The 25,730-nt window shown below is 52.2% G+C and carries 23 protein-coding genes and 1 pseudogene; 11 read left to right on the forward strand and 13 right to left on the reverse strand.

Annotated features, from left to right (window positions below; all coding sequences use genetic code 11):
* Positions 1-70 precede the first annotated feature (70 nt).
* The 4 genes from RC73_RS14695 to radC all read right to left on the reverse strand — a co-directional run bounded on the left by RC73_RS14695 (position 71) and on the right by radC (position 2,356).
* Positions 71-838 carry a phosphatase PAP2 family protein gene (locus RC73_RS14695; RefSeq protein WP_052248219.1) on the reverse strand — a complete coding sequence of 256 codons (768 nt, stop codon included), beginning with the start codon at positions 836-838 and terminating at the stop codon, positions 71-73.
* Between the two features lie 301 nt (positions 839-1,139).
* Positions 1,140-1,313, reverse strand: coding sequence for a 50S ribosomal protein L33 (rpmG, locus tag RC73_RS14700; RefSeq protein ID WP_025010872.1), 174 nt, complete (start codon positions 1,311-1,313; stop codon positions 1,140-1,142).
* A gap of 6 nt (positions 1,314-1,319) precedes the next feature.
* Positions 1,320-1,556, reverse strand: a complete 237-nt coding sequence (rpmB, locus tag RC73_RS14705; RefSeq protein WP_028769274.1) for a 50S ribosomal protein L28 — start codon at positions 1,554-1,556, stop codon at positions 1,320-1,322.
* Between the two features lie 122 nt (positions 1,557-1,678).
* Positions 1,679-2,356 carry a RadC family protein gene (gene radC / locus RC73_RS14710; RefSeq protein ID WP_039035359.1) on the reverse strand — a complete coding sequence of 226 codons (678 nt, stop codon included), beginning with the start codon at positions 2,354-2,356 and terminating at the stop codon, positions 1,679-1,681.
* A 128-nt stretch (positions 2,357-2,484) separates the two neighbouring features.
* Here radC and coaBC point away from each other — a divergent pair, with 128 nt between their 5' ends.
* From coaBC to folE, 5 genes are all read left to right on the forward strand, one after another.
* On the forward strand, positions 2,485-3,681 hold the full coding sequence (gene coaBC / locus RC73_RS14715; protein WP_039035387.1) for a bifunctional phosphopantothenoylcysteine decarboxylase/phosphopantothenate--cysteine ligase CoaBC: 1,197 nt from the start codon (positions 2,485-2,487) through the stop codon (positions 3,679-3,681).
* Positions 3,678-4,136, forward strand: coding sequence for a dUTP diphosphatase (gene dut / locus RC73_RS14720; RefSeq protein ID WP_025888140.1), 459 nt, complete (start codon positions 3,678-3,680; stop codon positions 4,134-4,136). Before coaBC ends, dut begins: the two co-directional genes overlap by 4 nt.
* A gap of 24 nt (positions 4,137-4,160) precedes the next feature.
* Entirely contained in the window at positions 4,161-4,754 is a 594-nt protein-coding gene (gene slmA / locus RC73_RS14725; protein ID WP_025010868.1) for a nucleoid occlusion factor SlmA, read from the forward strand.
* 131 nt (positions 4,755-4,885) lie between these two features.
* Positions 4,886-6,856 (forward strand): alpha/beta hydrolase family protein, encoded by a 1,971-nt coding sequence (locus tag RC73_RS14730; RefSeq protein ID WP_039035360.1) that lies wholly within the window; start codon positions 4,886-4,888, stop codon positions 6,854-6,856.
* Positions 6,857-7,050: 194 nt separating this feature from the next.
* A complete protein-coding gene (gene folE / locus RC73_RS14735) occupies positions 7,051-7,701 on the forward strand; it encodes a GTP cyclohydrolase I FolE (protein ID WP_025010867.1) in 651 nt (216 codons plus the stop codon).
* Positions 7,702-7,804: 103 nt separating this feature from the next.
* On the opposite strand, the gene pyrE is transcribed toward folE, so the two are convergent.
* Positions 7,805-8,446, reverse strand: a complete 642-nt coding sequence (gene pyrE / locus RC73_RS14740) for an orotate phosphoribosyltransferase (protein WP_025010866.1) — start codon at positions 8,444-8,446, stop codon at positions 7,805-7,807.
* A gap of 105 nt (positions 8,447-8,551) precedes the next feature.
* Positions 8,552-9,265 (reverse strand): ribonuclease PH, encoded by a 714-nt coding sequence (rph, locus tag RC73_RS14745; RefSeq protein ID WP_025010865.1) that lies wholly within the window; start codon positions 9,263-9,265, stop codon positions 8,552-8,554.
* 180 nt (positions 9,266-9,445) lie between these two features.
* Between rph and RC73_RS14750 the strand changes: the two genes are divergently transcribed.
* Entirely contained in the window at positions 9,446-10,309 is an 864-nt protein-coding gene (locus RC73_RS14750; RefSeq protein WP_039035361.1) for a YicC/YloC family endoribonuclease, read from the forward strand.
* Positions 10,310-10,553: 244 nt separating this feature from the next.
* Positions 10,554-10,739: an Arm DNA-binding domain-containing protein gene (locus tag RC73_RS21495; RefSeq protein ID WP_405130433.1), complete on the forward strand. Its 186-nt coding sequence runs from the start codon at positions 10,554-10,556 to the stop codon at positions 10,737-10,739.
* On the opposite strand, the gene RC73_RS14755 is transcribed toward RC73_RS21495, so the two are convergent.
* From RC73_RS14755 to RC73_RS14770, 4 genes are all read right to left on the reverse strand, one after another.
* Complete coding sequence (locus RC73_RS14755; RefSeq protein ID WP_039035362.1) at positions 10,701-11,705, reverse strand: YecA family protein; 1,005 nt, start codon at positions 11,703-11,705, stop codon at positions 10,701-10,703. The genes RC73_RS21495 and RC73_RS14755 overlap by 39 nt on opposite strands.
* Positions 11,706-11,722: 17 nt before the next feature.
* Positions 11,723-13,072 carry a type II toxin-antitoxin system HipA family toxin gene (locus tag RC73_RS14760; RefSeq protein WP_039035363.1) on the reverse strand — a complete coding sequence of 450 codons (1,350 nt, stop codon included), beginning with the start codon at positions 13,070-13,072 and terminating at the stop codon, positions 11,723-11,725.
* A complete protein-coding gene (locus RC73_RS14765; RefSeq protein ID WP_039035364.1) occupies positions 13,062-13,352 on the reverse strand; it encodes a helix-turn-helix domain-containing protein in 291 nt (96 codons plus the stop codon). Before RC73_RS14765 ends, RC73_RS14760 begins: the two co-directional genes overlap by 11 nt.
* Before the next feature lie 519 nt (positions 13,353-13,871).
* Complete coding sequence (locus tag RC73_RS14770) at positions 13,872-14,987, reverse strand: multidrug effflux MFS transporter (RefSeq protein ID WP_039035365.1); 1,116 nt, start codon at positions 14,985-14,987, stop codon at positions 13,872-13,874.
* A gap of 149 nt (positions 14,988-15,136) precedes the next feature.
* On the opposite strand from RC73_RS14770, the gene RC73_RS14775 reads away from it, so the two are divergent.
* Together RC73_RS14775 and RC73_RS21225 are read left to right on the forward strand one after the other, a co-directional pair.
* Positions 15,137-15,913: an AraC family transcriptional regulator gene (locus RC73_RS14775; RefSeq protein WP_039035366.1), complete on the forward strand. Its 777-nt coding sequence runs from the start codon at positions 15,137-15,139 to the stop codon at positions 15,911-15,913.
* Between the two features lie 86 nt (positions 15,914-15,999).
* A pseudogene (locus RC73_RS21225) lies at positions 16,000-16,185 on the forward strand (IS5/IS1182 family transposase); the annotation flags it as partial.
* A gap of 66 nt (positions 16,186-16,251) precedes the next feature.
* Here RC73_RS21225 and RC73_RS14780 read toward each other — a convergent pair.
* Complete coding sequence (locus tag RC73_RS14780; RefSeq protein WP_039035367.1) at positions 16,252-16,806, reverse strand: outer membrane beta-barrel protein; 555 nt, start codon at positions 16,804-16,806, stop codon at positions 16,252-16,254.
* Positions 16,807-17,041: 235 nt separating this feature from the next.
* Here RC73_RS14780 and RC73_RS14785 point away from each other — a divergent pair, with 235 nt between their 5' ends.
* Positions 17,042-18,400, forward strand: a complete 1,359-nt coding sequence (locus RC73_RS14785; protein ID WP_039035368.1) for an esterase/lipase family protein — start codon at positions 17,042-17,044, stop codon at positions 18,398-18,400.
* 127 nt (positions 18,401-18,527) lie between these two features.
* Positions 18,528-19,619: a branched-chain amino acid aminotransferase gene (locus RC73_RS14790; protein ID WP_039035369.1), complete on the forward strand. Its 1,092-nt coding sequence runs from the start codon at positions 18,528-18,530 to the stop codon at positions 19,617-19,619.
* A gap of 63 nt (positions 19,620-19,682) precedes the next feature.
* Here the strand turns inward: RC73_RS14790 and RC73_RS14795 are convergent, their stop codons facing one another.
* Both RC73_RS14795 and prpF read right to left on the reverse strand, forming a co-directional pair.
* Complete coding sequence (locus RC73_RS14795; RefSeq protein WP_082014340.1) at positions 19,683-24,164, reverse strand: EAL domain-containing protein; 4,482 nt, start codon at positions 24,162-24,164, stop codon at positions 19,683-19,685.
* Positions 24,165-24,485: 321 nt separating this feature from the next.
* On the reverse strand, positions 24,486-25,685 hold the full coding sequence (prpF, locus tag RC73_RS14800; RefSeq protein ID WP_039035370.1) for a 2-methylaconitate cis-trans isomerase PrpF: 1,200 nt from the start codon (positions 25,683-25,685) through the stop codon (positions 24,486-24,488).
* Positions 25,686-25,730 lie beyond the last annotated feature (45 nt).

The raw sequence follows: 25,730 nt of genomic DNA on the forward strand, positions 1-25,730 counted from the left end.
CTCATCAGGAGGATCGGTCAACCGATCCTTATCTGATCTACGTTGCGCCTAATGACGGGGCGTTTTCGTTTTAGCCTTTACTCACAGCCCCGTTAAACCAAGGTTCCAGGCGGCGATAGCTGTGACTGCCGACATAGATAGTCAAGGCCGACAATATTCCTCCCAGCAGGGTCGAGGTTAATACATCGACACTCCAGTGCATTCCCAGCAACATACGGCTCAGCCCCATCAACAGCGCCCAGCAGATAAGCAGCGCCGGAAGCCAGAGATTGTTGTGCCTTAGCAGAAAGAAACTGCTGCACATAGTCAGGGTCACGGCAAATATGGTATGGCCGGAGGGAAAGGAGAACCCTGTTTCTATCTGCCAGTGGCGCTGGATCTGTGTCGAGATCGGCATATCCAGCGGTGATACCCCGGGAAGAACCTGGGCCAACAGCTCCCTGCGGGCATATTTGTCTATGCTGTAGAACTCCTTGATATCCAGATGCTGCTGGTGGGACAGCCATTCGATATAGGGCCGTGATTCGGCAAATACCAGCTTGAGCTGTTCATTGAGCAACAAACACAGCACCAAGCCCAGCGAAGTGCAGAACATCATCTTCAGCCAGCTGCCCTTTGGCAGGATAAAAAAGCTGATGGCAAACACCAACAACACAGTGCTTACGCCCCAGGGCGCTGAACCGGACACGGTTAACCAGTACCAAAACTGAGCGGCGGCGCTATCGAGGTTAAGCCAAGGGAAGAGTGGCTCTGACAGGGAAAACAGCGCCAGCGGCAAGCTGAGCAGAAACAGCCAACAAATGGCCAGTGAGGTCAAAGGGACGGCCGCATACTTCATTAATACACCCTTATCGGAACGGACAAACCGCCATTGTGCCAGAGAAAGGAAGTGCAGCAAGTACTATTCAGTGTTTGGTTAAGCTGAGTGTCATGTTGCGCTAAACAGGGGCCGAAGTTGTTTTCTGCTACCTAGGCGTGGTGGCAATGAGGGCAACGATTGATGATACTGATTAAAAACGGCTACAGAGTACCCAGAGTTTCTGATATGGCATTGTCTTGATATAGCCAATGTGACTGAAAGTTGAGTATAAAAAAGCCCCTGCGAGAGGGGCTTTCCAAGAATTCAAATACCAAGTGGATTACTTGATTTTGGCTTCTTTGTAGATAACGTGCTGACGAACTACGGGATCAAACTTTTTGATCTCCATCTTTTCAGGCATGTTACGCTTGTTCTTGTCGGTAGTGTAGAAGTGACCAGTCTTGGCGCTTGAAACCAGCTTGATCTTCTCACGATTTCCTTTAGCTTTAGCCATTTTCTATTACACCTTCTCGCCACGGGCACGAAGTTCAGCAACAACGACTTCGATACCTTTCTTGTCGATAATGCGCATACCCTTGGTAGAAACGCGCAATTGTACGAAACGCTTTTCGTCTTCTAACCAGAAACGGTGGTTCTGCAGGTTAGGTAAAAAACGACGACGAGTTGCGTTTTTTGCGTGCGAACGGTTGTTACCAACCATTGGTCGCTTGCCAGTAACTTGGCATACTCTTGACATGTCAATCTTCTCCAAAAAACAATTTTAACGCTCGAGCATTAATGTGCCTCGTATGGCCGTCGCCCGAGGCACAAAGAGGGCGCATGTTATACAGGATAACTGAGGAAAGATCAAGCGATGGATCAAACTATCCATCCGCGTTCTGCGAAGGAAACTATCTCGCAATCCCCTACAACCATATGATCCAGAAGCGAAACATCTATGGTTGCGAGCGCACATTTCAACCGCTCAGTAATTCGCCTGTCAGCCTGGCTGGGCTCAGCCACGCCGGACGGGTGATTATGGCAAACTATGACCGCCGCGGCCTGTTTTTCCAGCACCAGTCTAACCACCTCTCGCGGATAGACGGATGCAGAGTCCAGGGTGCCATGGAATAATTCCACGAATTGGATTACTCGGTGCTGGCTGTCCAGCAACAGAATCGCAAACACCTCGGTGGCACGGTCTGCTAATTGTCTCATTAAATAGTCGCGAGTCAAATCCGGATTTGTCAAAACCGGCCCTCTTTGCAGCTTTTCCCGGGAAATTCGCCTCGAAAGTTCGGCGGCGGCCTGCAATTGGGTATATTTCACCGGTCCCATTCCCGGAATTCGGGCAACTTGATTCAGCGGTGCCACCAAAAGTTGCCGCAGTGAGCCGAATGCCGCGAGCAAATCTCTGGCCAATTCGACCGCACTCTGTCCCGCCAGGCCGTTACGCAGCAAGACCGCCAGTAACTCGGCATCACTCAGGCTCTTGGCTCCCTGCTGCAGCAACTTTTCCCTTGGGCCCTCTCCTGTAGGCCAGTCTCTGATACCCATCCTTGGCTCCCGTCCCTGTGCCCTATACTTTGTTTCAATTATGGTCGAGATTTTTGAAGCTGCATCCTGCCAAGTCGGGGGAGCTTTGTGATATCTTAGCCGCCAATTACCATCAGTTGATTGTCTCTATGAGCCTGAAGCATAAAAAAATCCTCTTGGGGATTGGCGGTGGCATTGCCGCCTACAAGAGTGCCGATCTGGTGCGGCGCCTGCAGGACAGAGGTGCCGAAGTCAGGGTCGTCATGAGCCAGAGCGCCATGGAATTCATTACTCCGCTGACCTTGCAGGCGTTATCCGGCCATCCTGTGGCCTCAGATCTGCTGGATCCTGCGGCCGAGGCTGCCATGGGGCATATCGAATTGGCCCGCTGGGCCGATCTGGTTATCATTGCCCCCGCTACCGCCAACCTGTTGGCCCGCATTCGTGCCGGTATGGCCGATGAACTGATCACCACCACCTGCCTGGCAACGGCGGCTAAGGTGATGCTCTGCCCGGCGATGAACCAACAGATGTACCAAAACGCAGCGACCCAGGAGAACCTCAAGGTGCTGGCAGAGCGCGGCTATGGTATCTGGGGCCCGGATAGCGGTAGCCAAGCCTGTGGTGAAGTCGGCCCGGGGCGTATGCTGGAACCCAATGATATCGCGCAGCGAGCCGCCGCTTGCTTTGAGCCACAGCTGTTGGCCGGCCAAAAGTTGCTGCTCACCGCCGGACCGACCCGCGAAGCGATAGATCCTGTGCGTTATATTTCCAACCACAGCTCAGGCAAGATGGGGTTTGCACTGGCCTCTGCGGCGGCGCAGATGGGCGCCGAAGTGACTCTGGTCAGCGGCCCGGTTAATTTGGCTACCCCGGCAGGGGTGACTCGAGTCGATGTGCAATCGGCCAAAGAGATGCTCGATGCCGTGATGCAACGGGTGGAACAACAGGATATTTTTATTGGCTGCGCCGCAGTGGCAGACTATCGTGTCGCCGATGTCGCCGAAGCCAAAATAAAAAAATCTTCCGAAACCATGGCATTGGCACTGGTGCGTAACCCGGATATTCTGGCCACGGTCGCCAGCCATTCTATCCGGCCCTTTACCGTGGGTTTTGCGGCAGAAACCCATGAAGTGGAGACCTACGCGCGTGACAAGCTCAAGCGCAAGAAACTCGATATGATTGCCGCCAACGATGTGTCTGTTCCGGGTCAGGGTTTCAATGCCGACCGGAATGCTCTGAAAGTATTTTCTGCAACAGGTTGTGATGAACTGCCGGCCACCGACAAGTTGAGCCTGGCCAAACAGTTGCTGATCCTGATAGCGAAGCATAAAAACCACTCATGAAAACACCCATAGAACTGAAAATTCTCGACTCGCGTATTGGCAGTGAATTTCCGCTGCCAAGCTATGCGACCCCAGGCAGTGCCGGCATGGATCTGCGCGCCATGCTGGACACCAGCATCACCATAGCCCCGGGTGAAACAGTGTTGATCCCGACCGGAATTGCGGTTCACGTGGCCGACCCTTCTCTGGCGGCGGTGATCCTGCCCCGCTCGGGGCTGGGCCATAAAAACGGCATAGTACTCGGCAACCTGGTCGGCCTGATCGACTCTGACTATCAGGGCCCGCTGATGGTTTCCTGCTGGAACCGCAGCCAGACACCTTTCACCCTGGAGATAGGTGACCGCTTGGCCCAATTGGTGTTTGTGCCCGTCGTTCAAGCCCAGTTCAAACTGGTGGATGAGTTTGACACCTCGGACAGAGGCGAGGGTGGCTTCGGTCACTCAGGCACTCAATAATCCCTGCCACTGACAGAGCGAAACATGGCTGTAAAAGAAAAAATCAATCGTCGTGAACACATACTCCAATCCCTTGCCAGAATGCTGGAAACCAATCCGGGGCAAAGGATTACCACTGCCAAGTTGGCCTCGGAAGTTGGCGTGTCGGAAGCGGCGCTCTATCGCCACTTTCCCAGCAAGGCGCGGATGTTTGAAGGCCTGATTGAGTTTATTGAAGACTCTCTGCTGTCACGCATCAACCTCATCATGGATGAGGAGAAAGACACCATGAAACGCTGCCAACAGGCACTGCAGCTGTTATTGGTGTTTGCCGAGCGCAACCCAGGGATCTCCCGGGTTCTGAGCGGTGATGCCCTGCTGGGCGAAAATGAGCGTCTCAGAGAACGGATCAATCTGTTGTTTGCCAAGTTGGAAACCCATCTAAAGCAGATCCTGCGGGAAAAGTCCCTGCGAGAAGGGCAAAAATTCGCCCTGGATGAAGCCATTCTGGCAAATCTGCTGTTGGCGGTGGCCGAAGGTCGCATTGCCCAGTTTGTTCGCAGTGAATTCAAGCTCAAGCCAACGGCTCACTTCGAGGAGCAGTGGCAGTTTATTCAAAGCCAGTTATTGCAGAGCTGAATACCCTATTTTTTCGGGATAAAGGACGGTAAAAACCGTCCTTTTTTTATGGATTTAGCCTTGTCCAAACCCAAGCATTTAATTAACATTGAACAAACATAGGTTACTTATAATAAACACAAGGATGTAAAATGAAATTCCAACCTTTGTTGACCGGTATATTATTGCTGGCCCCCGCACTCGCACTGGCCCAGAGTAATCAAACGCCCACGCCGGCAGAAATTTTCAGCCAGGGGGCGCAATACACCAATGTGAAAATCTCCCCCTCCGGTGACTATCTCAGCGTGATCATGAATCACGAAGGAAAAGATAAGCTACTGATCCTGAATACTGAAGACCTCAGTGCCAAGCATATTGTTTACTTCCCGGGCAATGCCCAAGTGGGCAGTTACACCTGGGTCAACGATGAACGTGTCGTGGTCGCCAAGGAATACCTCAAGGGCTGGGATGATCGCCCGCTCTACTATGGTGAATTGATGGCGGTGAATGCCGATGGCTCCAAGGTTGCTTATCTGTTCGGTTACAATTCGGGCCAGCAACAAACCGGTTCCCACTTGAAGAAAAACACCGCCATCCAGGCCACTGCCTATGTGCTCGATCCCTTGCCGGATGATGACCGTTACATGTTGGTTAATGCCATCCCCTGGAACGGCGGTCGCAGCCTGGATTACGAACAGTTGCAGGATGTCTATCGGGTTGATGTCTACCGCGGCACTCGCAAGAAAATTACCCGTTCTCCCATAGGAATGGCCAGCTTCATGACAGATGATGACGGTGAGGTGCGCTTTGTGGCCGGTCAGGACAGAAGCAACAACACCCGTATTTTCTACCGTAATGAAGGCGAATGGATTGACACCGACAAGCTGAATATCGGCCTGAAGGACTTTACCCCAATCTCCTTCACCGAAGACCCCAACAGCGTCTATGCCGCCGCTTCCCAGGCAGATGAGCCCAAGGCCGTGTATCGGGTCAACCTGAAAACCGGTGAAAAGAAGATGATGGTCAATGACGCCAGAGTCGAGCCGGACAACTTCTGGATCAACGGCCAAAACAAACAGCTCTACGCGGTGGAGTTTGCCAACGGTTACCCAACCTACGCCTTTGTTGATCCGGAAGATCAGCATGCAGTGTATCTGAAGCAGCTGCTGGCCAGCCTGCCGGGGCATCAGGTTCGCATCATCAGCGAGACCCGTAACGCCGACAAGATGATCATTCTGGCCTTCAACGACCGCAACCCGGGTGATTACTATCTGTTTGATACTAAAACGGTCAAACTCAGACATCTGCTGCGTACCATGGAAAGCATAGATCCGGCCAAAATGGCTGAAGTGAAACCCATGGATATCAAGGTGCGTGACGGCATGACGATTCAGGCTTATCTGACCTTGCCTCCCGGCAAAGATCCCAAGCAGTTGCCTCTGGTGGTCAACCCGCACGGCGGCCCACACTATGTCAGGGACAGCTGGGGCTTTAATCCTCAAAACCAGATGCTGGCCAATCAGGGCATAGCCGTACTGCAGGTTAACTTCCGCGGTTCGGGTGGTTATGGCGAAGCCTTCCAGCAAGCGGGCTACCGCAAGTGGGGCAGTGAAATTCAGTACGACATCATAGACGCCACCCGCCATTTGATAGATCAAGGCATAGTGGACAAGCAGCGCATCTGTATCGTCGGTGGCAGTTTTGGCGGCTACAGCGCGTTGCAAAGCTCGGTCATGGAGCCGGATCTGTTCAAGTGCGCCATCGGCTTTGCCGGGGTGTACGATCTGGAAATGATGTTTAAAGAAGGTGACGTGCAGGCACGTGACTCGGGCACTAGCTACCTGCGAACTGTGCTTGGTCAGGATCAAGCCGTGCTGCGCGCTATGTCGCCCACTCGCAACGTCGACAAGCTCAAGGCCAACCTGCTGCTTGTGCACGGCGGCAATGATGAGCGCGCCCCCATAGAGCAGTTTGAAGCCCTGGAAGATGCGCTCAAGAAGCATAACTACCCCTACCAGAAAATCATCATGGATGATGAGGGCCACGGTTTCTACGATGAAAGCCACAGAGCCATCTACTATCAGAAAATGCTCAACTTCCTGAAGCAGAATCTGGGCGTTTAAGTTTAACTGCCGTAAACCAAGCCGCTCTCCAGAGAGCGGCTTTTTTCGTGCTATGGGGCTTTTCTGGTATGAATTTACAGCAAATAGCGGTATCCTCCGCTTCCCGCAGATAAATGTGAAAAGCGTCACACAGCTTGCGCGGACAGTAACAAACGGAAGGCGCTTGCTTGGCGTCTATCCGCCGGAGGAAAACAATGGCATTGAGTGAAGCAGCTTTGATGGTTCAGACCGCGCTCCTGGAGCGAGGACTCGAGACCCCCATGGTACCCTGTGGCTTGTCGGCCGAGGAGCGCAAGGAAAAAATAGAGGCCCATATGAAGGCCATTTTGACCTTGATGTCGCTGGATCTGAGCGACGATAGCCTGATGGATACGCCGAAACGTATCGCCAAGATGTATGTCGACGAAATTTTCTCCGGCCTCGACTATGCCAACTTCCCCAAGATCACTGTTATCGACAACAAGATGGGCTTCGATGAAATGGTGCGGGTGCAGGATATCAGCCTCACCAGCACCTGTGAGCACCATCTGGTGACCATAGACGGCACGGCCACTGTGGCCTATCTGCCGCGAAAGAAGATCATCGGCCTGTCGAAGATCAATCGCATAGTGCGTTTCTTTGCCCAGCGGCCACAGGTGCAGGAGCGCCTGACCCAGCAAGTACTGGTCGCGTTGCAGACCCTGCTGGAAACCAAAGATGTGGCGGTAAAAATGGATGCGGTGCATTACTGCGTTAAATCCCGCGGTGTGATGGACTCCACCAGCTCCACCACCACTACGGCTCTTGGCGGCGTGTTCAAGTCCAACCCGGCCACCCGCGCCGAGTTTCTGCATCAGGCCAAATAGCCTCTCCGTAATAAAAAAACGCTGCCAAGGCAGCGTTTTTTGTTGGACTGTACAGCAAGTTACTCAAGCTTCTTTAAGAGCTGAGATTCTATCCTGGACGGCATTAAATACCGTACTGTTCACGATAGGCGCTAACGGCGGCCAACTCCTGCTCCATCCCCGGTTTCTCGGCCAGGTAGGCAATCAAATCGGCCAGCTTGATGATGGCCACTATCTGGCAACCAAAGTCGCGCTCCACTTCCTGAATGGCAGACAGTTCGCCCTTGCCCTTCTCCTGACGGTCGAGGGCAATCAATACCCCGGCCAGAGTCGCGCCATTGGCCTGAATGATCTCCATGGACTCGCGAATAGCGGTACCTGCGGTGATCACATCATCCACCAACATCACCTTACCCTTGAGCTCGCTGCCAACCAGATTGCCGCCTTCGCCGTGGTCTTTCTTCTCTTTGCGGTTAAAGCAGTAAGGAATATCCAGATCATGGTGTTCGGCCAAGGCTACAGCCGTGGTTGTGGCGATGGGGATCCCCTTGTAGGCCGGGCCAAACAGGAGATCGTAGTCGATACCGGCATCCACCAACGCAGCAGCATAAAAACGGCCCAGGCGGGCCAGATCCCGGCCAGTGTTAAACAGACCGGCATTGAAGAAGTATGGGCTCTTGCGGCCGGACTTCAGGGTAAACTCACCGAATCTCAACACCTGACGCTCAAGGGCAAATTCAATAAACTCGCGCTGATAGGCTTTCACGATCTCTCCTCTTGTGATTATGGGTAAGCCCTTAAGGCTCACGGGTACGAACAAGTACTCTCTGGAGTACGAAAAAAAGGACCCTCATGGGGTCCTTAAAAAAACTTAACTCAATGCAGCCTTCTGCACATCGATAATCTCACGAATGCCATGCTTGGCCAGCTCCAGCAGACTCAGCAACTCTTCATGGCTGAACGGCTCGCCTTCGGCGGTGCCCTGGATCTCGATGATCTTGCCGGTTTCTGTCATCACCACGTTCATATCGGTTTCGGCGGCGCTGTCTTCGATATATTCCAGGTCACAGATAGGCTCACCTTCAAAAATCCCCACGCTCACGGCGGCGATAAGGAACTTGAGCGGATTGGCCTTGAGAATACCCTTGGCACGAGCCCAATTAAGCGCATCCACCAGAGCCACACAGGCACCAGTGATGGCCGCAGTGCGGGTACCGCCGTCGGCCTGAATCACATCACAGTCGATCACTATGGTGTTTTCACCCAGCAGCTTCATATCCACAGCAGCGCGCAAAGCACGGCCGATGAGGCGCTGAATTTCCTGGGTACGACCAGACTGCTTGCCCCGGGCCGCTTCGCGATCCATACGGCTATGGGTAGAACGGGGCAACATGCCATATTCTGCCGTCACCCAACCTTGGCCCTGGCCTTTGAGAAATCTCGGCACCCCTTCGGTAAAACTGGCGGTACAGAGTACTTTGGTATCGCCGAACTCGACCAGCACAGAACCTTCCGCATGGGCGGTAAACTGGCGAGTGATTGAAATGGGGCGGGTTTGAGCCGGAGTTCTGTTGCTGGGACGCATAGTGAATTCCTGTATTTTGTCGTCTGGACTGAATTGGCTGCATATTATAGGGCCTTGCGGCGCTTGACGCCATGACGGATCCGTATCGAACCGACAAAGTGTATACACTTCACTTTAACCCCGGGGGCAAGCTGTCTATAATCCTCTGCTACACCCGTCTTCAAGCAACTGGAATATCTGATGATCCACAGCATGACCGCCTACGCCCGTATCGAGCATAAAGCCGACTGGGGCACAGCCTCCTGGGAAATCCGCTCAGTCAACCAGAGATATCTGGAAACCTATCTGCGCCTGCCGGAACAGTTCCGCAGCCTGGAGCCTGTGCTGCGAGACAGACTGCGCAAGCGTCTCAATCGCGGTAAGGTAGAAGTCAACCTGCGCTACGAGCTGAACGATCAACAAGGTACCCAGCTGAATATGAATCAGGACTTGGCACTGCAACTGTTGCAGGCCGCCAACTGGGTAAAACAGCAAGCCGGCCAGGGTGAGCTCAATCCAGTGGATATTCTGCGCTGGCCTGGGGTCATGTCCTCATCTGAGCAAGACATGGATGCCATTGCCGCCGAACTGCTCAAAGCCTTCGACGGCGCCGTCGATCAGTTTATCGAAGCCCGCGGCCGTGAAGGCAGCGCCATCAAAGAGATGCTGCTGACCCGCCTGGATGCCGTTGAAGCCCAGATCGCCATAGTCCGCGAGCACATGCCCAAGGTGATGGAATGGCAAAGGGAAAAACTCAGTAACCGCCTGGCCGAAATCCAGGGCGAACTGGACCCGGCCAGATTGGAACAGGAAATGGTATTGCTGGCCCAAAAACAGGATGTGGCCGAAGAGATGGACCGCCTTGAAGCCCATGTGGCCGAAGCCCGCCGGATCCTCAACAAGGGTGGCAGCGAAGGCCGCAGACTGGACTTCATGATGCAAGAGTTCAACCGCGAATCCAACACCCTGGCCTCCAAGTCAATCAGCAGCGAAATCACCGCCGCCGCGCTCGAGCTTAAAGTGCTGATTGAACAGATGAGAGAGCAGATCCAGAACGTGGAGTGATGTTTTAACATTCACAAGTACAGCATAAAGCCTCATTTTTTGAGGCTTTTTTGTTTTCAGAAGATTTCAGGTCTTTGCCTCTGTTTTCAACCAACTGGTGAGTTTAGTGGTGAGTAGGATTGATCTAGTATGCCCTTAAATGGTGAGTAACTTTCCATACCTAAGGAGAACTATATGGGCAAGCTCAATGCACGCAAAGTCGCCGCTTTGGCCAAAGATGAACCACGCAAAACCGCAGATGGTAATGGCCTCTACTTCGTTGTACCCGCCTCTGGAGAACCTTTTTTGGATCTTGCGATTTTCAATCAACGGTTGTCGTCCAGAAATGACAATTGGATCTTATCCAGAACTATCCCTTGCAGATGCACGAGATGCGGCCTTCACGATCTTTTTATATGTTAATTGTAAATTGAAACGTTTGTTTGAATAAGGGCTGAATTTGAGCTCTTCTGACGACCGGCTCAGCGTTTAAATAACGCCTTGGATCTATGGTGATAAATCCCCAAAACTGTAAAAATCGCTTAATAAACCTGGATTCAAAGAGCATGCTTAAGTTTCTTTCTGGCGCGAAGTAATCATCTGTAGAGAATGCCTGTAGTAAATCGGGGAAAGCAGTCATCACCTCTTTAACAAGCTGCTCCACATTGTTGTGACACTGAATGCGCCACAGCATAAATAACCAAAATGGTCGCAAGTCGACATCGTATTCGAAACTGTCCAAATAACCCCAGTTATATTTGCTGATGGCGGCCTCTAACATAGGTTTGAAAAAGGCCTGTATGCCTAGCGCTTGATACTGCTTTTGCGCTGATTTTTTTACATGGTAGCGGCCACTGCGCCGATAAATAATACCGCTAATTTCGGCAAGCACTCGGGTGTAGTGCAAGGCATTAAATTTGTCTTCGTTGCTGCCCGAAAACTCGCTGATGCTTATACTACGTTCGAATTGAGCAACGGCAAACTCAGGCAATAACTCACTGGCCTGTTTAACCAACTTAGCCGGTAAGTTGCCTTTACTCGTGGCTTTGAATGACCCATTTTGCGCCATAGCCTCATCAAGAATAAGAGCTAAATAGCGCATCACAGGACTGGCTAAAAGCGCATCTGGTGTGCTGATTGTCACCCACTGTAATTCATCAAAAGGCGCATAAAGCCAATTGGCCATTTGCGTTGGTGTTACACCACAAAAATCGGGATGAGGTTGATTATTACGATCCTGCACTTTGTGCTGTAAAACAGTGTTGAGTTCATCAAGGCTCAAATTGGGGTTCATTGCCAGCATGGTGTCAATATCATCAAATATTTGGGCATGTTGCTTGGAGACACTGCTCATACAACAACGTTTAAACTTTTTACCACTGCCACAATGGCAAGGATCGTTTCGGCCAAGCTTCATGTTGTCCCTTCTTATTACTATAGAAAAAGCGCTTCATTTTCTTGTTTACGCTGGTTCAATGTATGGGTAATAGCAGACACTGTGATTTTACTTACCCCTTGCTGCTTTGCTAGATGAGCAAACTGACTGATGGCTTCTGCGACTTCTTCAATAACTTGCCTCACCTCATTCCAATTGGCAAAGCCTGCGCTGGCAGCCAGCTTTTGCATTAGCTTAAGCGGTGGCGCTTTGCCATAACCTCCAAAGGCAGTGGCATGTTCGTTAAATGGATGTGGGCTGTAGGTAACATCGTAAAAAGGTGCAGGATTCCATTGGCCATCGTCCGTTTGCAAAAAAGCCCAGTTTTTACTGTGATCGTCTTGGTTAGACGACAGCAGGTTAAAAATGGCACGGCGAAATTGCAGTTGCCCAGCGGCTGGAGATTTACACAGCTGTCGGCTGGCTTTGATTAAATCAATATAATCTAAACTTGGCGTTCGGAAGTCTGCATCAAGCAATCCGCAGGCGCTGTGCATATGCAAGCGGCCTGAACTGCGCTGGCTGCCTAAATTGGTCTGTTCAGCGACATAATCAAAACGCTTGAGTGCTAACCACGCAGGCGCACCGCTTGTATGCGGCGCTTCAATAAGTTGCCAAATTGGCGGTTGGCACTTTGCTTGCTCGGCCATTTGCAAATAGACCGCCTCACACAAACCTTCTTCATGCCCGAGCTCTAGATTTTTCGAGGTAAACTTAATCAACCAAGCTTCATCACCGGGCTGTGCAAAGGTTCGACAATGCCGAGTTTCCCCAGCAGGCATATAAATCTGCGCCTTTGGTCTTGCACCACCCGAACTACCTCCGGCGACTAATGCGGCCAACACGTGTTGAGTATGCCCATCTAACTCATCTTGGTTGTCGTCCATATAATCTGACATTGAAGAATCGAACAGTGTTTGTGCTTCTAAACCCAAGGTTGCTAAATCAATGTCAGCGTGCGTCGTGGCTGAAAACTCAGATACCGGAGAAAAAGAGAGCGCTCCCATACCTTTATCACCGACAAAAGCCAGTCTATCCATTGCTGTTAATTGATTAGGCAGAATGCCTTTTTGCCGGAAAATACGATCTTGTAACAGCATGCCCCAACCATCGGGCAAACAATCCCCGAATACACCATGCACACCTTGGTGTGGCTGTTTAGGTGCGGCTTGTACTTGTGTGCTTGCCTGAATAGTAAAAGGCGATAAATTGCCAAACTGCTGCAAATAGCTGTCTGCATACTGAAAAAAAACGCCTTGTCGATTCTGAGCCAAAACCCCTACAGTGACCTGCTCACCTGAGCTTAACGTACGGGATATGGTGAGTTTTTGAATGGGTTTAAAACTCATCTTTTAGCACCTCATCAATGCTAGATGGTGTAGAAACGCGTTCTTTACTTGGTAGCGTGAGCTGATAGAGCCTATCCAATGAGTCGAGGGTCTGCCAAAGCAACAGCAATTGACGAAATGAAATTTGCCCAGTCAGCTCAAACTTCTTAATAGTGGCCGCTGGGACGCAGCTTCGCTCAGCGAGCGCAGCTCGTGACAGCTTCGCTCGTTGACGTAACTCACGTAAATAAGCAGCATAGGCTTGGCTTACATCGATATCATCAAGTAAAGTAAAATTCATTTGCAATGACTTATTGGATACAGTTATATCCATTATATAGGTAAATAACCAAAAATGGCCATTATTGTATCCAATGAATTCAATGGTGTTGAAAGTTTACTCGATCAAGCCTTCCGAAACTGCTATTTTTGAACCCAACTGTAGAGTGAAAACGGCACTGTTTTTCCGTACTCATAACCAAGACGTGCTACCAAGATTTAGTAAAAGCCATAGGTTAGTGGTGGGTTGTTTGGTGGTGGAAGCAGCCATTTTTGAACGGTTTGTTTTTATAACTTATTGATTTTTAAATGGTCTGGTCCGCTACTCGATGAGCAGATCCTGAACCTAGAATAATGTTCCGCGCTGTTAAAAACGTTCAAAATTCCAGCAAATCCCATTTCAAAAAGCCCCTTCAATAAGGGGCTTTGTCATTTCTAGATCCTACCTAATAGCTGGTCGGCGCAAATGAACACTAAGACCGGAGACAAGGCCTAATAGCGCAAACTCTGCACTGAATAGTGGCCAACTGCGGCAAACTCATCAGCGAACCCGGCTTACCAACAGCGCCATGCTGCCGCAGGCTAACAGTACCCATCCCAAGTGCTGCACCACACCTGCCAGAGCCAAGCCGCTGCCGATGAGTAAGTAGTACATCAAGCCAAATAGGGCACCGGCGCTGCCGGCCTGCTGTCGGTACTGAGCCAAGGCCATGCTGAGCACATTGGGGATAGCTATTCCGAATGCCATAACCACAAGTAGCATAGGCGCCAGAAACCCGATGGTGTTCAGCGAGAGTTGTACTCCTATGGCTCCCAGAAGCAGCAGTAAAGCGGCGCCTTGCAAGAGCTTGCCTTGAGAGACTCCCTTGGAGATCAAGCGTTTATTGCTGTAGCTGCCAACCAGTGAGCCCAGGCCAAGGATTAAGCCGCTGTAACCAAACTGTTCCGGCGTGAACCCAAGCCTGGCAAAGTTGAATCCACCGAGTTGGTAGTAAGAAAACAGGGCGACGTTATAGGCAGTGACCAAGAGTGCGGATTGCCAGATTTGCCTGTCACCGAGCATACGTTTACTCAAGGCGACCAGTTGCAAACTCTGCTTGCTGGTATGGGTTTCCGGCAGCCTGATAAAACAATAGGCGAATAAACCCAAGGCCATAATAAACAAAGCCAAAAACACCGCATGATGACCACCCACCTTGACCAATTGGCCACCGGAAAACATGCCGATAACCGGGCTGATAGCAATCCCAAGTCCCATCACACTGAACACTTTCGCCAACTCTTCGCCGCTGAAGGCGTCACGCAGCATGGTTTGGGTGACGATTGAGCCGACAGCAATACCAAAAGCGCTGCAGGCTCTGGCGGCCATCAGCACGGCGAAGCTGGTTGTTGACATGGCCACCCAGGCTGCGACGCCATAGATAAAGAGTCCCAGCAACATGGCCGGGCGACGGCCGCAAGTGTCGGCCATTATGCCCCACACGGCCACGCCTAAAGCGAAAGCCAGGAAATAAACCGATAGGGTTTGCGCCGCCTGAGGGTAGGACACGGCAAATGTCTGCGAAATCGCCCCCAGGGCCGGGCTGTAAATGGTTTCCACTATTTGCGGAAACATCAGTAGCGCCAGCATCAACCATAACGAAGGTTTGGTTTTCATCTCTTATCCTTATCACAATCAAGCAAGCTGCAAACCACGCCTTGCATCCAGGCTTGATTCGCGCTTTTCCGAGGCGGCGCGCAGTGTATACTCTTGATGAAACGGCACGTTAACGACATAAAGACAAGAAACATCAAAATAGGGACATCATGGCGATTATTGAGCAGGAAACTGAGTTCGATGCGGATACCTTTCCAGCCAGCGTTATCGGCATTGCGGCCGATGTTGGCCAGCACGATTCGGGCATGCACCAACACCATAAAGGGCAACTGCTTTATGCCCCCCACGGATGCATGAGCTTTGCATTGGAGAACGCCATCTGCATCTTGCCACCCACCAAAGCCGTGTGGATCCCGCCCGGTATTTCGCACCGCGCGGTAATGACCAATGTGGTGGCCTATCGTTCTTTGTATTTTGATTGCGCCAGGTTCAACACTCCGGCTGAGCTTCGCATGATAGAGGTCAACGCCCTCTTGAAAGCCTTGATAGACAAAATGGCACTGTGGCCGTGGAACACGCCGGAGTCGGATATGGCCAATAGCAGTGCGTTATTTTGGGAAGAGTTTTATGCCGCCAAGAAACATTCATTTCAGCTGCCACTGCCACAGGATCGCAGGTTTCGCCGATTCCGCCAGCAGCTTATCAAGGAAGCGTTTCTCGCGCCTGATATAGGCCGGCTTGCTGGCAGTGTCGGCGCCAGCACCAAGACAGTCACCCGGTTATTCAAGGCTGAAACCGGTATGACTTATCAGCAATGGCGCCAACAGTGGCGCCTTTTGAAGGCCATCGAACTCCTATCCGGTGCCAGAACAGTCAGCGAGGTGGCCCACAAGCTGGCGTTTTCTTCCGACAGCGCCTTCATTGCCTTTTTTAAAAAGCAGACGGGCCAAACGCCTTTGAGCTTTATTCAGAATTCAATCAATTAAGGACGGTGTGAACAAGCCTCATGCGTACTCTGCGCCGGCTCATAAAATTGAATGCAAGGCTTGCTGCAGAAGCACAAATCCTTTGTAAACAGTGGGAATGGATGAATAACTTCCATAGGCGTTCCTTGCCAGAGACCACTGGGTATCGTTATAAATAACTCATTGACGCCAGGTCCCGCTCACGAGGCTACTGCAGGCAAGTTGTTGAAGCGTTGGCTGGCGTCAAGGTGTTAAACAAAGTCATAAGATTCGGCATGCCTGTTCGCCAGACCATCTTATGTTCCGGTGGTCAACTAAATACACTTTTGAATCCATGCACTATAGTGACCAGGATGTCATCAGAAGCGGTAGTCTACGCTCAGGTACAGTTGCTGGGTGTTGTCCAGCGCATATTTACCTGTGTCTATCTTGTTGTCATAGTCTTGCTTCAGGTAGCGATAACCTATCTCGGTATTGAGGTTGTCGTTCAACTTATACACAAGACCTGTCTGACCACCCCAGACAAAACTATTATCTGATCCCAGGGCGCCGCTGTCCGGTGAAGTGTGGTTAATACCGGCGCTGGCACCGACAAACCAGTTCAGCTTGTGGTCCTGATCCAAACCTACCAGATAGTCATAGGAAACCAGTCCCATCTGCTGCTTGGCGAAGTCATCGCTGTTGTAGCTATAAGTGGCGTACAGGCGTTGGTTCGGTGTCAGGAAGGCACCGCCGCGCACCATGTAGACGGCATTGCGATCATCATCGCTGAACTTGCCGCCATCAGTGGGCTTATGAGAGTAGTCGTTTTGCTGCGCGCCGACACCGCCGCCGACAAACCAGTCTGCGGCAAAGGAAGGGGCTGAGAAAGCGAGAGCCGCAGCGGAAGCCAGTATTAGAGATTGAATTTTCATAATTTACTCCTTGATCCGGGAAAGTCCGGATGGCTGTTTTAAGCCGGGTCAACTTGTGTTCATCGGCAGGTTAGGGCCGTTTTGCTGAACTTTGGCTGAATGAGCGCCGGAAGGGACTTTTTATCGTATAAGTTGATTTTTTGTGTTAAAAAACTTGATGTTAGAAATGGCAATTGTTGATAGCCCGTGATGGGGTTGTGGTTTGGAATGGAACTATTAACCTGAGGGAAAAGGGATGCGACTGGTATTTGTACACGGCTGGAGTGTGACGTCCACAGAGACCTACGGCTATTTGCCACAGGCATTGGCCAAGCTGGCAGACACTGAGCTCCAAGTGAGTCATCTGCACTTGGGGCGTTACATCAGTTTTCAGGATCAGGTGAAGCTGGAGGACGTTGCGCTGGCTTTCGAGGCTGCCAGACGTGAAGTGCTGGGGGATGAGCCTTTCGCGGTGATTACCCACAGTACCGGCGCCGCGGTTGTGCGCTGTTGGTTGGAGACTTTCTTCGGAGCCCAAAAGCTGGCGGCTTGTCCCGTGACTCATATGATCATGCTGGCACCGGCCAACCACGGCTCTGCCTTGGCACAGCTTGGCAAGTCGCGCCTTGCCAGGATTAAGGCCTGGTTCGATGGATTGGAACCAGGGCAGAAGATCCTTGACTGGTTGGAGTTGGGCAGCCTGGGACAGGCCTCTTTAAGTCAAGCCTGGCTTAACTATGATTTTGAAGCTGCTAGGCTTTGGCCCTTGGTGCTGACCGGCGAAAGCATAGATGCATCCCTCTATGATTATCTCAACTCTTATACCGCCGAGCCTGGCTCGGATGGCGTCGTGCGAGTCGCCGCGGCGAATATGAATTATGCTCGGTTGCAATTGGTGGAGCAGGCTCAGGAATGTGACAGCTTTGATGGTGCCTGTGTGGCCAAGCTGGTGCCGGAAAATTTCATTCAGGCTCCTGTCAGTGGCTTCGGCATTATTCCCAGGGCTAGCCACAGCAAAGAAAAAATGGGGATCATGCGCTCCGTCAGCCGTAGAAACGCCGCCAGCAAACCTGTGGTGCAGGCGATTCTTAATTGGTTGAAAGTCGACTCGGTAGAGGCTTATCGTCAGGCCTGTCAGGAGCTTGCGCAGCAAACCCATAGCCGGACTACCAAGAAGCGTTACACCATGTTGGTGATTCGGGTGTGGGACGATACCGGCGCCGCCATAGAGGATTTTGATTTTTATCTGCTCAGTGGTGAGCAATATCTGCCGGGTATTTTACCTAAGGGCTTTATGCAGGATAAACAGCGCAATCAGCTGAGCCGCAACTGCCTGACCCTGTATCTGGATGCCGCCAAGATGCAGACCCTGCCTAAGGGGAAAATCGGTTTTAAACTGGTGCCACGCCCTGATGATGGCGGCTGTTATTATCGTGCTGCTGAGTTCCAGTCAGATGCCGGCGCGGTATTCAGGCTGTTGAAGGAGGACGCCACTCTGGAAGTGGATATCTTGCTGAAGCGGCACAGGGATGCAGGGCTATTTACTCTGGTTAGCCCGGAAGAGGGCGGTGATTTTTCCCACTTACCACCTCAGGGGGAGTTGGCCGATATTTGATGGCAAAATTTTACCTTACTTTTTACAGTAATTTTTACAGAACTCTGATTGGCCGCAGACCTTGGTCCTCTTGACATTATTCCGGGTGCTCCCTAGTCTGCTTGAACAATAGTCAAGGTGGTAAGCAATGGAAATCAAGTATCAGTTAAAGCCCGCCGCAGAGCGTCGCTCAGAGCAGTTTTGTCCTGAAGGTAATGTTGGCTTTGGTCGTCTGCGCACCGACCATATGTTCATGATGGATTATTATGATGGCGAGTGGCGGGATCCCCGTATTGTCCCCTATGGTCCGTTTGAGATGGCTCCCGGCGCTATGGCACTGCATTATGGCCAGAGTATTTTTGAAGGCGCCAAGGCCTTTATGCATGAAGACGGTGAGATTTATACCTTCCGTCTCAACAAGAATGCCGAACGCATGAACCGCTCTGCCGATATCGTCTGTATTCCCAACATTGATGAAGCCATGCAGCTTAAGGCGATCAACGCTCTTATCGATGTCGACCGTCTCTGGTTCCCTATGCAGGAAGGGGCTTGCCTCTATATCCGGCCCTTTATTTTTGCCACCGAAGACAGATTGTCAGTCAGCCCGGCTAACCGCTACACCTTCTGTGTGGTGATGAGCCCCAGCGGTGCCTACTATGGTGAGAGCCTCAACGCCATTCGCCTGCTGATCAGTAAAGAATTCCACCGTGCAGTATCCGGCGGTACCGGTGCCTCCAAGGCTGCCGGCAACTATGCCGCTTCCCTGCGTGCCGGTAAGGCGGCTGCGGCTCACGGTGCTTCCCAGGTGCTGTATCTGGACTCGACCAATGAATATATCGAAGAAGCCGGGGCGATGAATCACTTCCATATTCTCAAGGATGGCACAGTGATCATCCCTGAGTTTACCGATACCATTCTCAAGTCGATCACCTCTCAGTCTATTATTGAGCTGGCGCCACTGCTTGGCTGTGATGTCCGCCAGGAGCAGGTCAAGCTGGACGATTTTATCGCCGGTGTCGAGTCGGGCGAGATTATCGAAGCCGGTGGTTTCGGCACAGCAGCCGTGGTTTCTCCGGTCGGCTCCTACATTTTTGAAGATGGCCGGGTGGTCACCGTTGGTGACGGTAAGGTGGGTGAACATGTCAGCCGCATCTATAAGGTCTTCACCGAAATCCAGAAAGGGCACAGACAAGGCCCACAAGGCTGGGTCTGCAAAGTGCCCAGGCTGGAAAAGGCATAAGCCAATAACCCCACTATTAATCAAAAACGCGGCCATTTGAGCCGCGTTTTTTACGAGCTGATTTTATTTTCGGCTGAGTAAGGCTTGTGCTTGCACTTCTGTCATCGGGCGTCCCAACAGGAAGCCCTGGGCCTGATCGCAGCCCTGGGCGGCGAGGAAGTTAAGCTGGGCCTGGGTTTCAACCCCTTCGGCCACCACCTGTAACTCCAGGCTGTGAGCCAGTACTATGATGGCGCTGGTAATGGCGGCATCGTCAGGATCTTTGGTGATATCGCGGACAAACTCACGGTCAATTTTTAAGGTATCCAGCGGGAAACGCTTGAGATAGGCCAGACTGGAGTAGCCGGTACCGAAATCATCGACCGCCAGGCTTAATCCCAGCCCTTTCAGTTGATTGAGTATTTCCACCGATTCCAATGGTTGTTGCATCACCGCTGACTCTGTCAGTTCAATCTCAAGTAGATCAGCGGCCAGACCATGCATGGCAAGAGCCACTTCTATGCTGGAAATAATGTCTGACTGCAGCTGTTTGGCAGAGAGATTGATCGCTATCGGAACTGCTTTCAGCCCTTGATTCTGCCAGCGCTCCAGTTGACTGCAGACACTCAGCAGTACCCACTGACCTATGGCGTTGATCTGGCCGGTTTCCTCGGCCAGCGGAATAAACTCTGCCGGAGAAATAGGCCCAAGCTCCTGGCTTTCCCAACGCAGCAGGGCTTCCATGCCGGTGAGTTTGCCGCTATGGACGCAGAATTTGGGTTGATACAGCAGGTAGAATTCATCGCGTTCCAGCGCCTGTTTCAGCCCGGCTTCCAGCTGCACATGGCGCACCGCATAGGCGTTGAGTTTAGCTGTATAGAACTGGAAGTTATTGCGTCCCAGTGACTTGGCATGGTACATGGCGGTGTCGGCAAACTTCAGCAGCTCCAGCGCATCTTCGGCATCATCCGGATAGAGGCTGATGCCTATGGATGGTGAAACATTGAGACTGAAGTTCTCCAGTGAGAAGGGGCGATCAAACACCGCCAGCAGTTTTTCGGCGATGACGGTCGCCGCCTCGGTTTTTTGCAGCCCTTCGAGAATGATGATGAACTCATCACCACCCAGACGGGCAACAGTATCCCCATCTCTTATCGCTTGGGTCAGTCTGGAGGAAACTGCTTTCAGCAGTTGATCGCCCACATGATGGCCCAAAGAATCGTTAATGTGTTTGAATCTGTCCAGATCCAGGAACAGCAGGGCGACCAAGTTACGGTTACGGTGCGCCTGGCGCAGGGCATGATCCAACCTGTCCTGGAACAGAGTGCGATTGGGCAGGCCTGTGAGCTGATCATAGTTGGCCAACAGGCGCAGATCTTCCTCGGCCTGTTTGCGGTCTGTGATATCGGTAAATACCACCACGAAATGGCTGGCTTCGCCCTGGCTGTTGAGCACCTGATTGACTTCCATCCACACCAGCAGCGGCTGCTTGCAGTGGGTGCGGATCTGCACTTCACCGGACCAGTGTTTTTGGTTCAGCAATTGATGCTCTATCTGTTGATAGAAGCTTCTGTCATAGAGGCCACGGGTCAGGAACAGGAAAGGCTTACAGGCGATCTGCTGTTCGCTGAAGCCTGTTGTGCTGCAAAATGCCGGATTGACCGAGATGATGCGGTAGTTGAGATCGCAAACCACCACAGACTCATTCATGCTTTCCAGTACCTGGGATGATAGTCGCAGCGCCTCTTCCTGACCGCGGCGCATACTGATATCTGTGAAAGTGCCTGCCAGGCGCAATGGCTTGCCGCTACGGTCGCGCTCGACGATCTTGCCGCGATCCAACACCCAGCTCCAGTTGGCGTCGGTGAGTTTGATACGATACTCGGCCTCGAAGAATTCGGTATCTCCCTGCAGGTAGCTCTCCAGTGCCGCTTGAACCTGGGGCCTGTCATCGGGATGCACCAGTGCCATCTGCCTACTGGCGTTGGTTTCCGCCGGTGCTTCCGAGCCTTGTTTGGGGCCGGTAACGAAGAAGCGATCATCTTCCAGCTGCCAGTCCCACATGCGGTCACCCGAGCCCCATAGCGCCAGTTTCAGCCTTTCTTCGGAAAGTTGAATGTTGGACTGGGTTTGCTGTTCGAGGCGGCGTTGAGCAAGGAAATGTCTTAGCCAGAGGCTAAACAGTATCAGTGTCAGTGTCAGGTAAAACAGATACGCCTGAGTGGTGCGGTAAAAGGGGGCCGGTACCGTGAGTTTTAGCAGTAGCTGTTCTTGTCCTTCAGGGTTGTGTTGTAACTGATGGCGGACAAACAGCCGATAGTTGCCAGGCGCCAAGTTGGTATAGCTGATTTCGTGCAGCGACTGGGCCGGGTGCCAGCTTTTGTCCCAGCCTTCAAGAAAAAAGCTGAATCTGTGGCGTTGGGGATAGGCAAAATCCAGTGCTGAGATCTCAAAGCTTACCAACTGCTCGCTGTAAGGAATCGTCAATTCGGGAACGTGACCAAGATCCAGCCGTGGGAAATAGCTGTTGCCCATGCGGTAACCTGCCAGGGCCAGTTTAGGTTGTTTACGAACTTTGGGGACTTGTTGAGGGTAGAAATGGTTCAATCCATTGATGCCACCAAACCAGATACTGCCATCCGTATCCTGCCAACTGACATTGCCGTTGAACTCCAACGCCTGTAATCCTTCATGTTCATTGAAAGTCAGCACCTTTTCCTTGTCTACGGCAAAGCGACTGATCCCTGAATTACTGCTGAACCAGAAGTCGCCACTCTCGTCTTGTTCAATGGCATAGACGGTGTTGCCCGGTAATCCCTGATTACGGTCGAAGTGCTGCAGCTCACCTTGACGCAAGCGGCTGAGACCGCCGTGAGTAGCAAACCAGATGTTGCCGTCTCTGTCTTTGAGTATGTCCCGCACCATGGGATTGACCAGACGATCACCGCGGATGATCTGCTGTTGACCTGTGTCAGGTTGCAGCCAATAAGCTCCGTTGGTAGTACCGACCCAGATGCCGTTATTGGCTGTGGTCAGACTGAGGATCATTTGCTCTTGTGGGCCATCTTCAAGATACTCGTTGACAAAGTGAGCTTGGAATCCCCTGGTTTCCGGGTTGAAATGGTATAGGGTGTTGCCGACACCGAGCCAGATATGCTCATCTGGACTGATGAGCAAATCACGAATAGCGGGTTTGTTACCCGGAGGACGATAGAGCTGCATTTCGCCGCTGTTGTTCAGGCTTATCAAGCCGCCACTGCTGGCCAGCCACAATCTTTGGTGACTGTCTTGGGCAATCGCACTCACGGTGAGATCCAAAAAGGATTCATCCTGGCCGAGCAGCTTGGCAAGCTGATTGTGGTGGGAAACAAAGCGGCCATCGGCCGTTATATGAAATAAGCCGGCCCTATCTGTGCCCAAATATAGCAGGCCGTCTTTAGCGCGGAATATAGCGCGGATATTATTGTCCCGCTGACGCTCCAAGGGTTGTTGATTGTTGTAGATATGCTTGAAGTATTGCCGGGCCAGGTTCACCTTGTCTATGCCGGAAAACAGGCTGCCAATCCACAAGATCCCGTTATTGTCCTGCAGCAGGCTGTAGACATCATTATCACTGAGGCTGTTGGGATCCGATGGGTCATAGCGATAGTGTCTGGCTTGCCACTGACCTTCTTTAAGCTGTAGTTGGATAAGTCCTGTCTGTTGCCCACCAAGCCAGATGTCACCTCTGTTGTCGAAGATAAATTCGAGAATGCCCCGATTGGGTTTGGGTAAACGATAGATAAGCTCTGGGTTGTTCAAACCCGGCGGATAACGCCAGAGTGCGTCATCAATTGCCAGCCACAGGGCGCCATCTTCGCTTTGGCGCGCCTGTACCGGATGTCCATGTTCGGCATCGGGTAAGGGCAGGGGCTTGAGTCCTTCATTACGCAAAAGCAGCAAACCATCACTCTGGCTGCCAATCAGCAAGGCATCTTTTCCTATGGGGGTCAGCACTTGGATATCTGTGCTGATATTTTGCCTCAGTGACAGCTCATGCAACTCGTCGCTGTCAGTATCCAGGGCGTAGAGTCCGTTGCCGCTACCGATCCAGAGTGTGTCTCCCACCAGAGCCAGGCGGTTAATTTTTTTGCTGCTGAGCCCCTGGTCGCGGCCAATGGAAGTGAATACGCCTGTTTGTAGATCCAGGCGGTTCAAGCCGCCATTGAAGGTGCCTACCCAAAGTTGTCCCTGGCCATCCTGTAGTATGTCGGTGACATGATTATCCGACAATGTCTGGCTGTGGTAGGGGTCATGCTGAAACAGGGTAAAGTCGATGCCGTTGTAACTGTGTAAGCCATCCTGGGTGCCAATCCACAAGATACCGGCCTTGTCCTGGTAGAGGCTGGTGATGCTGTTCTGGTTAAGGCCATTCATGCTGCTGACATGCTGAAATTTGAGCTGGGGCACAGGTTCAGCCCTGAGCTCAAACAGGCTGACAGATAACAGCAGAGCGGCGAGTAAGCAACAGATCCGCGACAAGAATCCCTCTTCTTTGGTGGCTTGGGTTAGTGATAATGTAACCATTCTCTATGGGGGAGGGCTGACAGGCGTTTCAAGGCATTATTGAAACTGTGCAGGCCAATGTTGACCTATCTTCTGCTTCCTTCCAATGTTTGCCTTGTATAAACATCCATCAGTCTCGCAGAGTCAGTAAACTCCTAATACAGAATGGTATTACTTATAACAGATTTCTTTTCTCTGTTTGGCAAACTTTATATTGCATGGTTGCAAATTGGAATGAAAAAAGGCCCCGCCGGAAGGGAGGAAGCGGAGCCTTTACAAAAGGGAAGCGGCAATCAATTACTTAACAGGGGGGATTGCCTTGAGCTAAAGCTCAACTGAATTTCAGCAGCCGCGGTCCGGGATCCGGACCTGACCTTCCATCAGAATGCGCGCCGAGCGACTCATGATGGCCTTGGTCACCTGCCATTGGCCGTCCTTGAATTCGGCCTCGGCGCCGACTTTCAAAGTGCCAGATGGGTGGCCGAAGCGTACCGAGCTGCGCTCACCGCCGCCGGCTGCCAGGTTAACCAGGGTGCCCGGGATAGCTGCGGCCGTGCCTATGGCCACTGCCGCCGTGCCCATCATGGCGTGGTGCAATTTACCCATCGACAGAGCGCGAACCAGGAGGTCTACATCGGTTTCGGCCAACTGTTTGCCACTGGAAACCTGATGCGCCTGCGGTTTGGCCACAAACGCTACCTTGGGAGTGTGTTGGCGGGTTTCGGCTTCGGATAGCTCCTTAATCAACCCCATTGCCAGCGCGCCGTGTGCCCTAAGCAGCTCAAAGCGAGCGAGCGCCTCGGGATCGCCGTTGATCTCCGGCTGTAGTTCGGTACCTTGATAGCCGAGATCGGCGGCATTGACGAAAATGGTCGGGATCCCGGCATTGATTAGCGTTGCCTGAATTTTGCCACTGGGGTGTACTTGGGTGGGAACCGTCAGCTCATCCACCAGCTTGCCGGTAGGGAACATGGCACCGCCGTCTTCTCCATCATCGGCGGGGTCGATAAATTCCAGCACAATTTCGGCGGCGGGGAAGGTGACACCGTCGAGCTCAAAGTCACCGGTTTCCTGCACTTCACCGGCGCTGACCGGCACCTTGGCGATAATGGTCTTGCCAATATTGGCCTGCCAAATCCGCACTTCGCAGATGCCGTTTTCCGGTACCCGTTCCGGGGCCACCAGACCGGCATGCAGGGCAAAGGCGCCGGCCGCGGTGGAAAGGTTGCCGCAGTTGCCGCTCCAGTCGACGAAGGGCTTATCTATGGAGATCTGACCATAGAGGTAGTCCACGTCGTGGCCGGGAACCTGGCTGGCATTCATGATCACGCATTTGCTGGTACTCGAGGTCGCGCCGCCCATACCGTCTGTGTGTTTGCCGTAGGGGTCCGGGCTGCCGATGACTCGCATCAACAAGGCATCGCGGGCCGGGCCGGGCACTCTGGCCGTCTCGGGTAGATCGTCCAGGCGGAAGAACACCCCCTTACTGGTGCCGCCGCGCATATAGGTGGCGGGAATTTTTATCTGTGGTTTAAATGCCATGGCATTGGATCCTTTGAGATAAATATTTTTATCAGTCGGCCATAA

Origin of the sequence: Shewanella sp. ECSMB14102 (assembly GCF_000813075.1) — a bacterium.
GTDB classification, from domain to species: Bacteria; Pseudomonadota; Gammaproteobacteria; order Enterobacterales; family Shewanellaceae; genus Shewanella; species Shewanella indica.